Source organism: Nonomuraea angiospora, assembly GCF_014873145.1.
In the GTDB taxonomy this organism is placed as follows: Bacteria; Actinomycetota; Actinomycetes; order Streptosporangiales; family Streptosporangiaceae; genus Nonomuraea; species Nonomuraea angiospora.
Genome location: NZ_JADBEK010000001.1, coordinates 3,975,853 through 3,991,210, shown reverse-complemented (window position 1 = coordinate 3,991,210; position 15,358 = coordinate 3,975,853). Strand labels below are relative to the sequence as shown.

11 protein-coding genes are annotated in these 15,358 nt (G+C 69.9%); 5 read left to right on the top strand and 6 right to left on the bottom strand.

The features are described 5' to 3' along the window. Positions 1 to 59: 59 nt before the first annotated feature. The 3 genes from H4W80_RS18020 to H4W80_RS18010 form a co-directional block, all read right to left on the bottom strand. Positions 60 to 2,807: a helix-turn-helix transcriptional regulator gene (locus H4W80_RS18020; protein ID WP_225963513.1), complete on the bottom strand. Its 2,748-nt coding sequence runs from the start codon at positions 2,805 to 2,807 to the stop codon at positions 60 to 62. Between the two features lie 201 nt (positions 2,808 to 3,008). After that, on the bottom strand, positions 3,009 to 3,671 hold the full coding sequence (locus H4W80_RS18015) for an alpha/beta fold hydrolase (protein ID WP_192786160.1): 663 nt from the start codon (positions 3,669 to 3,671) through the stop codon (positions 3,009 to 3,011). Between the two features lie 114 nt (positions 3,672 to 3,785). Next, positions 3,786 to 6,080, bottom strand: coding sequence for an ATP-binding protein (locus H4W80_RS18010; protein ID WP_192786159.1), 2,295 nt, complete (start codon positions 6,078 to 6,080; stop codon positions 3,786 to 3,788). A gap of 155 nt (positions 6,081 to 6,235) precedes the next feature. Between H4W80_RS18010 and H4W80_RS18005 the strand changes: the two genes are divergently transcribed. The 4 genes from H4W80_RS18005 (at position 6,236) to H4W80_RS17990 (ending at position 9,644) form a co-directional block, all read left to right on the top strand. Continuing rightward, positions 6,236 to 7,228: an alpha/beta fold hydrolase gene (locus H4W80_RS18005; protein ID WP_225963512.1), complete on the top strand. Its 993-nt coding sequence runs from the start codon at positions 6,236 to 6,238 to the stop codon at positions 7,226 to 7,228. Positions 7,229 to 7,254: 26 nt separating this feature from the next. Then, positions 7,255 to 7,593 (top strand): cupin domain-containing protein, encoded by a 339-nt coding sequence (locus H4W80_RS18000; protein ID WP_192786158.1) that lies wholly within the window; start codon positions 7,255 to 7,257, stop codon positions 7,591 to 7,593. A gap of 29 nt (positions 7,594 to 7,622) precedes the next feature. Continuing rightward, positions 7,623 to 8,456 carry an alpha/beta fold hydrolase gene (locus H4W80_RS17995; RefSeq protein WP_192786157.1) on the top strand — a complete coding sequence of 278 codons (834 nt, stop codon included), beginning with the start codon at positions 7,623 to 7,625 and terminating at the stop codon, positions 8,454 to 8,456. Between the two features lie 132 nt (positions 8,457 to 8,588). After that, positions 8,589 to 9,644 (top strand): MBL fold metallo-hydrolase, encoded by a 1,056-nt coding sequence (locus H4W80_RS17990; RefSeq protein WP_192786156.1) that lies wholly within the window; start codon positions 8,589 to 8,591, stop codon positions 9,642 to 9,644. A gap of 298 nt (positions 9,645 to 9,942) precedes the next feature. On the opposite strand, the gene H4W80_RS17985 is transcribed toward H4W80_RS17990, so the two are convergent. Both H4W80_RS17985 and H4W80_RS17980 read right to left on the bottom strand, forming a co-directional pair. After that, complete coding sequence (locus H4W80_RS17985; RefSeq protein WP_192786155.1) at positions 9,943 to 11,205, bottom strand: S1 family peptidase; 1,263 nt, start codon at positions 11,203 to 11,205, stop codon at positions 9,943 to 9,945. 454 nt (positions 11,206 to 11,659) lie between these two features. Continuing rightward, the gene (locus tag H4W80_RS17980) at positions 11,660 to 13,054 is read right to left on the bottom strand and encodes an NADP-dependent succinic semialdehyde dehydrogenase (RefSeq protein ID WP_192786154.1); all 1,395 of its coding nucleotides are present in this window, start codon (positions 13,052 to 13,054) and stop codon (positions 11,660 to 11,662) included. 400 nt (positions 13,055 to 13,454) lie between these two features. On the opposite strand from H4W80_RS17980, the gene H4W80_RS17975 reads away from it, so the two are divergent. Continuing rightward, entirely contained in the window at positions 13,455 to 14,522 is a 1,068-nt protein-coding gene (locus H4W80_RS17975; protein ID WP_225963511.1) for an NAD(P)-dependent alcohol dehydrogenase, read from the top strand. A 371-nt stretch (positions 14,523 to 14,893) separates the two neighbouring features. Here H4W80_RS17975 and H4W80_RS17970 read toward each other — a convergent pair whose 3' ends face one another. Further along, positions 14,894 to 15,337 (bottom strand): SRPBCC family protein, encoded by a 444-nt coding sequence (locus H4W80_RS17970; protein ID WP_192786153.1) that lies wholly within the window; start codon positions 15,335 to 15,337, stop codon positions 14,894 to 14,896. Between the last annotated feature and the right edge of the window lie 21 nt (positions 15,338 to 15,358).

Here is a 15,358-nt window from a genome sequence, read left to right as displayed (position 1 = left end):
GCGCCTCGCGAGCGTCACATGACTGCGTCACCGAGCGTCACCCGGGCGATGCGGCGAGGTCAGGCCGGTACGCGCAGGGCCGTGCTCAACGCCGATCGCGAGGTGATCCCCAGCTTGGGGAAGATCCTGTAGAGGTGGGAGCTGACGGTTCGGTGAGATAGATAGAGTTTCTCGCCGATCTCCCGGTTCGTCAGGCCGTCGGCCGCCATCTGGGCGATCTGGAGCTCCTGCGCGGTCAGCACGTCGCGCGCTTCGCTGCTGCGCCTGCGGCTGCTCTCGCCGGAGGCCCGCAGCTCCTGGCGCGCGCGCTCGCTCCAGGGGATCACCCCCAAGGCGTCGAACGTCTCGCGAGCCGTACGCAGGGGCGCCCGCGACTCGGCCGTACGCCGCTGGCGCCGCAGCCATTCACCGTACGCCAGCTGCACCCGAGCCCGGACGAAGGGCCATCGCCGCAGGTCGGCCCCGAGCGCGGCGGCGAAGAAGGGCTCTGCCGCCGCCTCGTCGGCCAGGACGGCCCGGGCGTAGCGCAGGTCGGCGTGCAAGGCGGGCGACGGCGTGGTGAGCGCCACCGCCTCCAGCTCCTCGATGATGCCGGCCACCGCGTGAGCCTGACCGCTGTGCGCCGCGGCGTCCGCGAGTTCGGCGATGGAGAAGCAGCGCAGCGCCAGGTGGAAGGCCGGATCGGCGGGGTCGTGCATCCGTCGGAGCTGGTCGAAGGCGTCGGCGTAACGTCCCTCGCCCAGCGCGGCGAGCCCGCGCGCGAGCTGCACCGTTGCCAGCACGGGGCGGGCTCCGACGGGCAGGGCCACCTGCTCGGCCGCCACCGCGAGGCTCTCCACGCGATCCTGCTCGCCGCGCAGCGCGGCCAGCACCGCGCCCGACGCCTGAGCGATGGCGTGCATCAGCGGCTGGGAGGTCTCGCGCGCCAGCCGGGCGGCCTCCTCGGCCGCGGGGATGGCCACGCTCAGGTCGGCCAGCCGGGCCGCGCTCCACGCCTGCGCCCCGAGGTCTCGTGCCAGGAGGCTGAGCCGGCCCTGGGCGCGCAGGGCCGGCAGCGACGCGGCGCAGAACTCCTCCGACAGGTCGAGCGCTCCCACCATCAACGCCGAACTGCCGAGCAGGCGGGCCGCCGGCCGGCCGCCGGTCGGGTGGGCGGCCAGCCGGCGCAATCGTTCGATCACGATCTTGCCCCGCTCGATGGGAGCCGCGAACGCCAAGACCGTCAGCAACCGCCCGTCCAGATCGTCGACGGGCAGGCTCTCCGCCACCGCGACCACGCGTCGCCGCGACCGCTCGTCAGCATGGGCCCAGAAACAGCGCAAGGACGCACTGGACAGGAGTTTCAGCGCGAGATCGACATCTCCCTGCGCCGCCATCGTCTCGGCGAGACCGGCCAGAGAGTGCGCCGCCGCGCTGTCGTCACGGATGCCGTCCTGGAAGCTCTCGCGGATCCACACGACACGGGCCTGCTGCCGGGCCGACAGCTGCGACTGCTCGTCTTCGCGCAGCAGCCGCACGACGATGTCGCGCCGTCCCATCTCAGCGGCGTACTCGGCGGCTCGCACCAGCCGTTCACACCGGTGAGCGGGATTCTCGCTGAGCCTGACCGCGTGCTCCAGAGCCGCGACGGCCGACAACAGGTCGCCCCGGCGTCGCACGCTCTTGGCCGCGTTCTCCAGCTCGACGGCCATGCTCTCATCCGGCCTGGGTGTGGCGGCCGCGCGGTGCCAGAGGCGACGGTCCGGCCGGCCGGTGAGGACGTCGGCCAAGGCGGCGTGCGCCGCGTGCCTCTGGGAGATGCTCGCCCCCTGGTAGATCGCCGAGCGCATGAGCGGGTGCCGGAACGACACTCCGGTCTCGTGCACGTCGACCAGCCGTACGGTGACAGCGGGAGCCAGATCGTCTGCCGTGACCGGTGCACCGGTGATCAGCGCGCTGGCGTCCAGGGTCTCGGAAAGCGCGGTGCTGTCGTTGATCGCGGCCACCAGCAGCATGGTCCGAAGGGCCGGGGGCAACCCCGACATGCGGGCGGTGAAGGTCTGCTCCAGCCGGGTGGTCAGCGGGAGCCACCCCGGCGGCAGGGGCCCCTTCCCGTCCCGCGTGTCCGCGGCGATCGGCAGCTCGACGAGGGCCAAGGGGTTTCCCGCGGCCTCCCGCAGCAACCGGGTGCGCACCGCCGGCGTCAGGGTGGGGCTGCAGGCGTCCAGCAGGGCGGTCGCGGCGGTGTCATCGAGCCGGTCGAGGAGCAACTCCTCCAGCCCTGCCCCGTCAAGGGGACTCGGGAAACCGTCGCGGATCGCGGCCAGCAGCACGATCGGTTCGGAGTCCAGCCGCCGCGCGACGAACGCGAGCACGTCGGCGCTCGCGCGGTCCAGCCAGTGAGCGTCCTCGACGATGAGCAGGACGGGGGAGTGGGCGGCGGCCTCGCCCACGAGGTTCAGCGCCGCCAGGGCGATGAGGAACGGGTCCGGCACCCGGGCGTCGGTCAACCCGAACGCCGCTCCCAGCGCGTCGCGCTGCGGGGCGGGCAGTTCCCCGATCTCGGTACGAAGCGGAAGCAGCATCTGATGCAGACCGGCGAAGGGCATGTGGGTCTCCGACTTCACACCGGCCGTCCGCAGGATCCGCATGCCGCGCGAGGCCGCGATCCTCGCCGTGTCCAGCAACAGGGCCGACTTCCCGATCCCCGCCTCTCCGCGCACCAGCATCGCGCCGCCGCTCTTGCGGACGCCGTCCACGAACTCGCCGAGACGCCGCTGTTCGGACTCCCGCCCGAAAAGCGTTATTACTGGCTGGTTTGCTGGCATATGAAGCCATGGTCGCTTGCGCTCGCGGGCCCGTCCAGTGAACTCCGCCTCCGGGTGGGCGAGCACCATGCCTTCGTCGGGAACGCGGGTCATGAGGATTCCGGCCTTTCGCTGATGCGATCAGTTCTGCGGATGCGCGTGTTCCGGGCGGCTCGCAGGCGGCGGCGCTCGTCCGGGTGACGCCCGCGAGGGCGGACGTCGTCAGGCGGCGGCCTCGCGGATGAGGTCGGCGACCGCGGCGGGCTGGGAGATGTGGACGGCGTGGCTGCCGATGACCTCGACGACCTTCGCCCCGGCGCGCTCGGCCATCATGCGCTGAGCCTGCGGCGGGATCATCCGGTCCTCGGTCGCGACGAGGTACCAGCTGGGCTTGTGCCGCCAGGCCGGCTCGGTGACCGACCCCCCGAGGGCGTCCACGCCGCACGGGACCTGGGAGTCGGCCATGAACGCGGCGACGTGGCCGGGCAGGTCGGCGGCGTACGAGGCGGCGAACCTGGCGCGGTCGAGGAAGAGGAAGCCCTCCCGGGGAGGGAGGACGGGCGGCGGGGCGGTGGTGAGGGTGTTGGCCGATTCGCCCTGGTCAGGGGCGAACGCGGCGATATACACCAGCGACGTGACGTTGGGGTGGGTGCCGGCCTCGCTGATGACGACCCCGCCGTAGGAGTGGCCGACCAGGACGGCCGGCCCGTCGAGGCCGTCCAGGACCCGGCGGGTCACCGCGACGTCATCCTCCAGCGACAGCGTCGGGTTCTGCACGATGTGGACGCGGAGCCCGACCCTGGTCAGCTCCTGGTGGACGCCCTGCCAGCCGGATCCGTCCACGAAACCACCGTGTACGAGCACGATGTTCCCGATGGTGGCCATGGTCGCTCCCGAGCTGGAGGGACGGGCCCGGCGCCCGTCCTGGTGCTGTCCATCCAAGTCGCGCGCACGCGGCCCGGCCACGCAGAACAGGACGCAGAAGTGGCGCGGAAACCGTCAGGGGGCGGCGGTCGCCAGGTCGCGGCAGCGGCTGCTCGCCTCGGCGTCGCCGATGGCCTGGTACACCTCGGCCGCCCGCGCGTAGGCGTGGTGGCTCTCGCCGGTCCGGTCCTCCTCGGCCAGCAGGGCCGCCAGCGTCTCCAGAGAGCGGGCCTGCGGGAAGGCCAACCGGCCCTGCTCCATGAGGCTGATCGCCTCGGTGAGCTTGCTGATCGCCTCGGCCCGATGGCCGAGCAGTGCCAGACATTCGCCGACGCGGGCCAGCGCGATCGGCCGGATGAGCGCCGCGACGCTCGGGGTCGTCCCCGAGCGGTCGTCGTTCAGCAGGGCCAGCAGGCCGAGGTACTGCTCCAGTGCCTCGGCGTAGTGTCCGGCATCGCGAAGGCAGGTGCCGAGGGCGCCGAGAGAGTGGCAGTACCGATCGATGTCGCCGTTGGCCTTGTAGATCTCCGCCGCCCGGGTTTCCGCCGCGATGGCCTCGTCGAGCCGTCCGAGCCGTCGAAGCGCGCCCCCCGCATGGTGCTGGGCCAGGGCGACCTGGATCGTGGCACCACTGCGGGTGGCCAGGTCCGTCGCCTGGGCCGTGTACCGCAGCGTGGTCTCCGGGTCGTCTCGCGGCAGCAGATGGACCCAGGCCAGCATGTTCAGCTGCGCGGCCTGCCGGGCCTGATCGCCCAGGGCGGCGGCGGCCTCGGCGCCGAGGGTGAAGACCTCGTACCAGTGCGGCGCGTGCATCCACCGGTCGGAGAACCAGTCCATCGACTCGGCGCAGTCGAGGACGGCGGCGAACCGGCCGATGCTCGCCCCGTGACGTAACGCGCCCAGCCAGTTGTCCGCGTTCACGCGCAGCCAGTGGTCGGCCTCCTCCAAGGAGGACAACGCGGCGGCATCGGGGCCGGCCCGGCCGGGATCTCCGTACCCGGGATCGAACCACCGCCCGGCGGTCGTGGCCGTCCGCAGCAGCCACGACGTCATCGCCGCGGTGAACGCGTCGCGCTCGGCCGCGGATTCCTCCTGCCGGAGCCGGTCGCGGGCGAACAGCCGGACCAGGTCGTGGAAGCGGTAGCGTCCCGACGTGTTGTCCTGCAGCAGACCGAGGTCGACGAGTTCGTCGAGGGCGTCCCATGCCTCCTCGATCGACGTGCCGCCCACCACGGCGGCCAGAGCGGCGTCGAGGTCGCGGCCCGGCACCAGGGCGAGCCGGCGGAAGAGCCGTCGCGTCGCGTCGGCCAGCTGCTCGTAGGACAGCCCGAACGCGGTGGCGATCTTGAGATCGCCTGCGCTGAGCTGGTCCAGGCGGCGCTCCTCGTTCGTCAGCCGGGCGGCGAGGTCGGCGGCGTTCCAGCCGGGCCGGCTGACCAGCCGATTTCCGGCGATCCGGAGCGCGAGCGGCAGACCGCCGCACAGCTGCGCGAGCTGCCGGACGGCCGATCCCTCGTCCGAGGCGCCGCGGTCTTTCAGGATCCCGGTCAGCAGCTCGGTGGCCTCCGGCGGCGGCAGGGGCCCGAGGCCGAGTCTGCGCACCCCTTCCAGACCGGCCAGCAGGCGGCGGCTGGTCACCAGGGCCTTTCCCGCGCCGCCGGCCGGCAGCAGCGGCCGGACCTGCTCCTCGGAGGCGGCATTGTCGAGCACGATCAGCACGCGCCGGTCACGCAGCAGGGACCGGTACAAGGACGCGCGCCCGGCGACGTCGCCCGGGATCTGCGGATCCGCGCCGCCGAGTGCGCGAAGCAGCGTGCCCAGGGCCTCGTCGACGGGCAGGGGCTGCGGAGACATGCCGAACAGGTCGAGGAAGAACACCCCGCCGGGGAAGTCCGGCCGCAGGGCATGGGCGGCGCGGACGGTCAACGTGGTCTTGCCCAGCCCGGCAGAACCGGTGATGAGCCCCACGCCCGCGGCGCCCGGCGCGTCCCCGGCGCGTAGGAGCTCGCTGATCCAGGCCAGTCCCGCGGCTCGGCCGGTGAAGTCGTCGACGGAGCGCGGCAGCTCGCACAGCCCGGTCGGGCGGGCCCAGCGATCGCGCAGGCGGCCCTCGCGCGCCAGCTCGACGAGCTGCTTGCGGTCGGCGTCGGCCAGGTGGAGGGCGTCGGCCAGCGCGGTTACGGTCCGATGCTGGGGACCCTTGCTGCGTCCGCGTTCCATGTCCGACAGCGTCCGGTCGCTGACCCCCGAGACCTCGGCGAGCTGCTCCAGCGTCAGACGTGCCGCGTGCCGATGGCGACGCAGCACTTCCGCGAAGCTGGATGCGGTGATCGAGCGCTCCTTCGCCGTGATCTGGTGGAGATCGCTCAAAGCTTACGGGGAAGACGGGCGACAGCGGCCTTGCTCATCGGGCTACTGTCATACAGCGCCGTGGACCTCCCGATAGACCTCCGGTCATGTAGCGCTCGGTGACGCAGTCAGGTGACGCTCGCGGGGCGAACGAGCCGGTTTCTACGGTTTGCCGCATGAAACCCCTCTCGATCGCGGTGATCGGCATGCTCGCCTGCCTCGTCCCTGCCGCCTCCGCCCAGGCCACACCGGTGCCCATCGCGGCCATCGCCTCCAAGACGCCTTCGAAGACCGGCGACGAGCCGCGCGTTCCGGCGGGCTTCAGCGAGCAGCGAGTCCAGGTCGGCGACGTCGCGATCAACTATGTGCGCGGTGGGCAGGGGCCGACGCTGGTGCTGCTGCACGGATATCCGCAGACCTGGTACACCTGGCGCGAAGTCCTGCCCGAACTCGCCAAGCACTACACGGTCATCGCTCCGGATCTACGCGGAGCGGGCAAGAGCGACGCGCCCGCCGGTGGCTACGACAAGAAGACCCTCGCCGCTGACCTGCACGGATTGCTGACCACGCTCGGCCTCGAACGGGACATCAGGCTCGTGGGGCACGACATCGGCACGATGGTCGCCTACGCCTACGCCGCCGCCCACCCCGGCGACGTCACCAAGCTGGTCCTCAGCGAGGCGCCCATCCCCGACAAGACCCTCTACACCTTCCCCTCCCTCACCGCGAAGGGACCGGGCTTCTGGAACTTCGGCTACTTCAGCCTCACCAACGGCCTGCCCGAGCGCATGGTGAACGGCAGGGAAGAGCAGTGGGTGGAACGCTTCGTCGACTCCCTCGAAGTCAAGAAGAACGGCGTCAGCGACAGACAGGTCAGCGAGTACGCCGGCCACCTGCGCGATGACGCCCACCTGCGCGCGAGTTTCGAATGGTTCCGCGCCTTCCCCAAGGACATCGCCGACAACAGGGCGTACGGCAGGAAGAAGCTCACCATGCCCGTGCTCGCCATCGGCGCCCGCGGCAGCCTCGGTGACTCCGTCCCCACCCAGGTCCGCCGGTACGCCAGACATGTGACCGGGATCGTCATCGAGGACTCGGGTCACTGGATCTTCGAGGAACAGCCCGAACAGCTCACCCGCACACTCCTGCGCTTCCTCGAGAAGAACTGACCCGGCGCCGAATCAGGAGCACCCACATGAACGAGGTGAGCGTGATGGAGTTCACCGACTCCAAGGGCCAGGCGCCGCCCCTGCACGTTCACGAGGCAGAGGACGAGATCTGGATCGTGCTCGACGGTGAGATCACCTTCTTCGTCGGGGACGACCGCCGCGACCTGCACGCCGGTGCCGTCGCGTACGGCCCCCGCGGTGTCCCGCACAGCTACCTGGACCGCTCACCGGAGGCCCGCATGGTGGTCGCGTTCGGTCCCGCCGGCATCGAGAAGTGGTTCGCCGCCAACGGCTCGCCCATCTCCGGCGTGAACGACGTGCCCTGCCCTGTCCGACGGGCCTCCCCGCCTCAGCGCCTCGCTTGACAATGTCACCCCCACCAAGGAGATCCGCCATGTCCGCGCACGCGTCCCCACAGACCTCTCGGCCCTCCCGGCCGGCAATCCCGATCCTGCTGGCCGTCCTGGCCATCCTGCTCACGGCTCTCTCCACGCCGGCCGCCGCCTCCACCGCGGCGAAACCCACGGTGGTGCTGGTCCACGGTGCGTTCGCCGATGCCTCGAGCTGGAACAAGGTCGCCGCCCGGCTCCAAGGGGCCGGCTATCCGGTGATCGCCCCCGCCAACCCCCTGCGCGACCTGGCAGGCGATTCGGCCTACCTGTCGAGCATCGTCTCCACCATCGACGGACCGGTCGTCCTGGTCGGCCACTCCTACGGCGGAGCGGTCATCTCCAACGCCGCCACCGGCCACCCCAACGTCAAGGCGCTGGTCTTCATCGCCGCATTCGCCCCCGAGGAGGCCGAGTCGGCGCTCGACCTGACCGGCAAGTTCCCCGGCAGCCAGTTGCCCACCAGCCTGATCACCCGCCAGTACCCGCTGCCCGGCGGCGGCACCGGCACCGACGCCTACATCGACCCCGCCGCATTCCGCGCCGCCTTCGCCGCCGATCTGCCCGCCCGCGACACCGCGCTGATGGCCGCCACCCAGCGTCCGGCCGCCCTGGCCGCGCTCGGCTCCCCGAGCGGGCCGCCCGCCTGGAAGACCATCCCCTCCTGGTACCTGGTCGCCGGCGCCGACCAGGCCATCCCACCGGCGGCCCAGCGGTTCATGGCCGGACGGGCCGACGCGCACACCAGCGAAGTCAGAGACGCCTCACACGTGATCATGATCTCCCGGCCTGACGCCACCACCGCTGTCATCACAGCGGCGGCCCGCGCCACCCGCTGACCCATCCATCCGGGACCGTGACGGGCGCGATCCCCGGCGCCTGCCACGGTCCCGGCCCCGGCCGCCCCAACTCCCGAACCTCCGAACCTCCGAACCACCGAACCTCCGAACCTCCGAATGGAGACAACCCCCATGGTCCACTCGAGCAGGAGAACTTTCCTCACCCAAGCCACTGCCGCATCGGCGCTGCCCCTGGCCGTCGGCCTGCTCGGGCGCGGCGACGCGCGCGCAGCCGGCGCCCTCCCTGACTACGCGCCCATCCCCGAGGCGTCAAAGGGCCCAGCGCTCAACGACAAGGGCTACTTCGTCGGCCGGATCGACGGCGACCTGTACTGGGTCACCGACTCCTCCTACCAGGCCATGTTCCTGACCACGAGCCAGGGCGTCGTCCTCGTCGACGCGCCGCCCACCATCGGGCACAACCTGCTGCGCGCCATCGAGGAGGTCACCCGGGCCAACGGCCGCCCCCGGAAGGTGACCCACCTCGTCTACTCCCACTCGCACGCCGACCACATCGGAGCGGCCTCGATCCTCGGCAAGGACGTCATCCGCATCGGACATACCGAGACCGCGAGATTCCTGCGCCGGGACGCGGACCCGAACCGACCGGCGCCCACACTCACCTTCGACGACCACCACGTCCTGCGGGTCGGCGGCGAGAGTCTCGAACTGGCCCACCACGGCCCCAACCACTCACCCGACAACATCTTCGTCTACGCCCCCAAACAGGAGACCCTGATGGTGGTCGACGTGCTCTATCCCGGCTGGGTGCCGTTCAAGAACCTCGCCGTCTCCCAGAACATCCCAGGCTGGCTGCGGGCCCACGACATCGCCATGAGATATCCCTGGCGCACCCTCGTCGGCGGCCACCTCGGCCGCCTCGGCACCCGCGCCGACGGCCACCTGCAACAGCGATACCTGGCCGACCTGCAGACCAGCGTCCGCAACACGGTCGCCGGCCTCGACCCGGCGCCGTTCTTCGACAAGTACGGTCCGGCAGGCAACGCGTGGGCGATCTTCGACGGCTACCTGAACGCGGTCGCCCAGCAGGCCGCGGCCCCGGTCATCGCCGACTACCTCGGCACGCTGGCCGCCGCCGACGTGTTCACCAAGGACAACGCCTTCGGCCTGCTGGAGTCCATGCGAATCGACACCGGCCTGCTCGGCCCCTTCGGCATCCATCCCTGAGCCGGCGAAGAGCCAGCGGTCGTGGTCCCACGAACACCACCCCCACCCGACCAGGGGGACGGCCACGCTGGACACCGCTTCGTGGCTACCCCCAACACCGACACCGTCCGCCTCGCCCAGGCCGTACAGCCCCCATCACCAGGACAGCACTCGTCCCGGATTCTGGGCCCTGCACAGCCGCGCCGGGGCGGGACTGCGTGAGCCTGAGGCGTCACCGCGGACCACGCGAGAGGCGACCCTGACCTAGACGGCCGAGATGCGCCCGCGTGGTGCGTGCGATGGAACAGCAGCCGGAGGATCAGTCCGTGGTGTGCAGGCTGTACGTAAGACCGCCGTAGCTGAAGGAGTCGAGGATTTTCGAGACCGGCGAATAGGTTGACAGGGAATCTTCGTTGCAGATACCAGTATCTGCATTATTGATCTGGGAGAGGATGCCGTACGCCTTGTGGTCGTTCTCGCTGAACAGCGGGCCGCCGCTGTCCCCCAGCTTGCGGCAGATGTTCATCCATATTCCGCCGTCCTTCTTGACGACCTCGCCGCAGGCGGTGTTGTTCGACGTCTGGCCGGTCGCACACGCGACCCAGCCGTTCAGGATATCTTTGTACTGCCACCATCCCGTGATCCTGAACTGTGTGGTATTTCTTGAGATCACCATGTTTCTCGGCTTCTGCGCCCAATACTTTACGTATTCGTATGAACCTATCGTGACGTACGGCATGAGCGCCGCATCGATCGGATACCCGGCGAAGTAGGTGTCGGCGTCCCAGTGGCCGACGAAGGCGTTTGTGTGCTTCGAGAAATATTCTTCACCCTCGAGACAGTGTCCCGCCGTCAGCGTGTACTCCCACCCGTTCGTATCCTTCACGTTGAAACCGTTGGTGCATCTCTTGTAAAGCTGTCTTTTTTTGGAGTCGAAGAACTCCAGCCGCACGCCGCCGCGCATCGGAGTGGGACACCACGTGATCTCACAAGCCGCATTCGTCATGGGCGGCGAATCGACCACGGCAACGTCCGGGTCGGCGGCAGCGGCGAGCCGGTCGGCCGAACCGCGTGCCGCGGCCGCTGCTTCGTGATACAGCTCGACACGGTTCTCGCGCGCGTTGATCACCGGTGCCTGCGCAGGCTTGAGCCCGAGGCGGGCACTGACGTCGGCGGCCTTCGCCTCCAGTTCCTTGAGAGAGTGCCGAGCGGCCACGACGCGGATGTGGTCGCGGTCCGGGATCGCGCTCAGCGCGGGGGCCAGCGCGCCGGCGGCGGTGCTGGCGACGGCCAGCACACCGCCGTTCTCCTGGTCGATCCAGGCGCCCGCATAGGTGTCGGCGTAGTCGCGGGCGAGCACCTCCTGCAGAGCGCCTGCGGTTTGTTGCAGCTCCAGCCGGCGTATCGCCTCGTCGACGCTGATGCCGTATTTCTTCGTCAGGTAGTCGACGGAACCGGGAACGTCCGCCGCCTGTAGCTTCGCGGGGGCGGCCAGCCGGATGGCGGGAGCGGCCAGCGCCGTATCAGGAACGGCGGCAAGGCCGGTGACGACGACCAGGCTGAATGCCGTGGCCAGTCTCAAGCTCGCTCTTCTTCTTCGCACGCGGGTCGCGCCTTTCTCTGTTATGGAAACGCAGACCATTCGCGTGAATTTTGTCAGGCGGCTGTGGATCCGGAGTGGATGGATTCTTTACGGATTCTGTATCGGCGGACGGCCGCACACGAAGAGGCGTAGGAATTACGGCTGTCCGCCTCATGCGCCGCGACTCACCACGGGACCGTTCAGGCCCGCCTTGCCGGTCCCACTCGTACGTCATTCGAGGTTTCACACGTAATGCTGACCGTCACCGGCCTGCTCGTCTTCGCCGTCACCGTCCCTCGAGTGGCGCCACCCGGGCGCGTCCAGACGACGGAGGCGGTCGCCTGAGCCACGTCCACCGCCTCCGCGCGCACGGAGCGGTTCGCGTACGAACTGCGGCGAGATGTCCTTGCCGCCCGCGCTGGCGTTCAACTGCTCGATGGGTCAGGGCGGGTGATCATGACGAGGCTGCCCCGCTGCCGATCCAGATGGTTTTGAGGTTGCAGAACTCCCGGATGCCGTGCGCGGCGAGCTCGCGGCCGTACCCGGAGCGTTTGGTCCCGCCGAACGGCAGCTCGGGGTAGGAGACCGTCTTGCCGTTGATGAAGACCTGGCCGGCCTCCAGATCGGTGACGAACCGTTCCTGTTCGGCCTCGTCGTTGGTCCAGGCGTTGGATCCCAGCCCGAAGCTGGTGGCGTTGGCGATCTCCAGGGCCTCGTCGATGTCGGCCGCCCGGTACAGCGAGGCGACCGGGCCGAACACCTCCTCCAGGTAGATGCGCATGTCGCGGGTGATGCCGGTGATCACCGTCGGCGGGTAGAACCAGCCGGGCCCATCCGGCCGCTGTCCGCCGCACAGTACGGTGGCCCCGGCGGAGACGGCGTCGTCCACCAGCTCCTCGATGTCGGCCCGGCCCTGCTCGGTGGCCACCGGCCCGACGTCGGTCGACGGCTCGAAGGGATCCCCGACCTTCAGTTCGCGCATCCGGGCGACGAACTTCTCGGTGAAGGCGTCGAAGATGCCGGTGTGCACGATGAATCGCTTGGCCGCGATGCAGGACTGCCCGTTGTTCTGCACGCGCGCGTCCACGGCGGTGGCGGCGGCGTGGTCGAGGTCCGCCGAGGGCATCACGATGAACGGGTCGCTGCCGCCCAGCTCCAGCACCGTGTGTTTGACCTCGTCGCCGCAGATCGCGGCCACGGAACGGCCGGCCGGCTCGCTGCCGGTGAGCGTCGCGGCGACCACGCGCGGATCGCGCAGGATCGACTCCACTCGCTTGGAGGAGATCAGCAGCGTCTGGAAGCAGCCTTCGGGGAATCCGGCGCGGCGGAAGACGTCCTCCAGGTACAGCGCGCACTGCGGCACGTTGGAGGCGTGCTTGAGCAGCCCGACGTTTCCTGCCATCAACGCCGGGGCGGCGAAGCGCATCACCTGCCACATCGGGAAGTTCCACGGCATCACGGCGAGCACCGGGCCCAGCGGCTGATAGCGGCCCAGCGCGCGCTCGGCCCCGACCTGTGACGGGTCGGCCAGCGGCTCATCGGCCAGGAACTCGGCCGCGTGCTCGGCGTAATAGCGCATGCCGTGGGCGCATTTGAGTGCCTCGTTGCGGGCTGCGGCCAGCGTCTTGCCCATCTCGGTCGTCATCAGCCGTGCTACGACGTCGGCCTCCTTCTCGAACAGGTCGGCGGCGGCGTGCATGTACGCGGCCCGCTCCTGGAATCCGGTGGTGCGATAGGTCCGCCACCGCTCGTGGGCGAGGGCGATCTTCTCCTGCAGCTCCGCCTCGCCCAGCTCGTCGAATGTCCTGACCGTCTCACCGGTCGCAGGGTTGATCGTGGCGATCGCCATGACGTGATCTCCTTCCGCTCGGCCGACACGGGCGGCGGCTCATCCGGCACCACGATGCGCTCGATCAACCTGATCGGTTCCGCTGCTCGTCTCGTCCGTGGACTTCGGCGACTACCCGGACGCTCCCGTCTCAGGCCTCGGCCAGGCGCGTCACCTCTTCGCTGATGTCCGCAGGGTACGGGGTCCGCTCTTGACGACCACTGGACGGAAAGGGGAAACCCGCCACCCCCCGTGACAGGGTGCGGTCAGGAAGGACGGTGGCATCGTCGATCAACGCGCCATGCGCCCTGAATCCCGCGCGAAGCGGTCCAGTCACCATCAACAAGTCTTCCACTTGCCGGGATTAGCGTCGCTCGACGGTAGGGAGAGAAAGAGAAGCGAAAGGGAGCAAGGAGGCGTCATGACCATGCGCGCAGCCCGGATGCACGGCTACAAGCAGCCGTTGCGGATCGACGAGGTTCCGGTTCCCGAGCCGGGTCCGGGTGAGGTTCTCATCAAGGTCGCGGCCACGGGCATGTGCCGCAGCGACTATCAGCTCATCGACGGCTACTTCCCATCGAAGCTCGTGTTCCCTTACATTCCGGGCCATGAGGTCGCGGGTCACGTCGCGCAGGTGGGTGCTGGCGTGCCGGCGTCGGCCGGTCTGTCGGAGGGGGATCTGGTGGTCGTGGATCCCGCCTGGGGGGATGGGACCTGCCGGCAGTGTCATGAGGGCAACGAGCAGCTGTGCACGGGGAGCGGGGGGTGGATCGGGTTCGGGCCGCCCGGAGGGTTCGCCGAATACGTCACGGCTCCCAGCCGCCACCTGGTCCGGATCGATCCGGACCTCGATCTGCAGCCTCAGTACCTCGCGCCGCTGGTGGATGCCGGGCTGACTCCGTACCGGGGGATGAAGAAGCTGCAAGCGGCGGGGAGGCTGGGAGGCGGGCGCACGGTCATCGTCAGTGGGATCGGCGGGCTCGGCGGCTACGGTGTGCAGTATGCGCGGCTGCTCGGTGGTGGGGCGACCGTCGTGGCGTTCGCCCGCAGCGATGACAAGCTCGCCGTGGCGAGGGAGAACGGCGCCGACCACACGGTCAACACGCGCGGCAAGACGAGTGATCAGGTGCGGGCCGAGCTTACGGAGCTGACAGGCCGGGGAGAGGCCGATGCCGTTCTGGACTGTTCCGGAGCTCCGGAGTCGCTGGCCCTGAACGCTTCGCTCCTGGCTTATGAGGGGGCTCTGGTGTCGGTGGGCCTGATGGGCCAGAGCGCGGAGATGCCGCTGTTTCCGTTCGTGTCCGGCGAAAGGACCTTCTCCGGGTCCTTCTGGGGCAACTACAACGACCTTACCGAGGTTCTGGCTCTTGCCGGTCAGGGCCGGATCAAGCACACCGTCACGCCGGTCAAGCTCGACGACATCAACGACAGGCTCGACGCACTGGCCCGGGGCGACGTGATCGGCCGCCAGGTCGTCGTCTTCGACTGACATCCGCACACTCCCCTCCGCAGCAGCGGCACGTCCAGTGCCAAGTGGTACGGAAGGCTGTCTCGACCACCTCTTGTCTCGCCACGCGGTACGCACCCGCCGTACGGGCGCCACGTGCGACTTGTTGTCCCTTGGATCGGGCGGCGGCGCGCAGTGGCGTGTGGGACGTGCGCCGGCGGAACAGGCTCGAGGCCGCGTACGGCACCTCCAACCGCCAGACATCCGCCAAGGTTTGCGGCCTGCGGGGTCGTGCGGCGCGGCCGGAACAGAAACCGTCCGTCACGACCGGCGCCCGCTCGGCCGGTGCAGCGCTCGGCCCACTCGAGTGGCCGCACCGGCTGGGCGGCGCGGCACGGGGCCGGGCGGGACGTTCACAGCATGGTCGCGGCACGTCCGGCGAGGATGTCCCCGCGGGCGAGCTGCACCTCGCGGGCCTTGCGGGCCGCGTACCACAGCAGCGGCCGCATCGTCGCGCGCACCGTCAGCACGTCCTCGACCTGGGTCCCCTCGCCGTCCGCGGCCAGGGCGAACCGGAAGTCGAGCCACACCCCGCCGGGGCTGCGCACCTCGCCCTCAACCGTGTCGCCGGCGGCGCGCAGCGTCACCTCGATCAGGTTGTCGTACTTCACGAAGCCGAAGAAGTGGAACCGCTCCACGGACACGAACCGGGACTCGCCGGGCGTCCTGCGCACGTCGCGTACCGCCACCACGAGCGGTGACAGGCCGACGTAGTTCGAGGGTTCGCCAAGGTGCGCGAGCACCGCGGACGGCGGGGCAGGGACGTGGAAGACGCTGCGGAGCGTGGTCTGCGGCATCGTTTGCCTCTCACTCGTCGA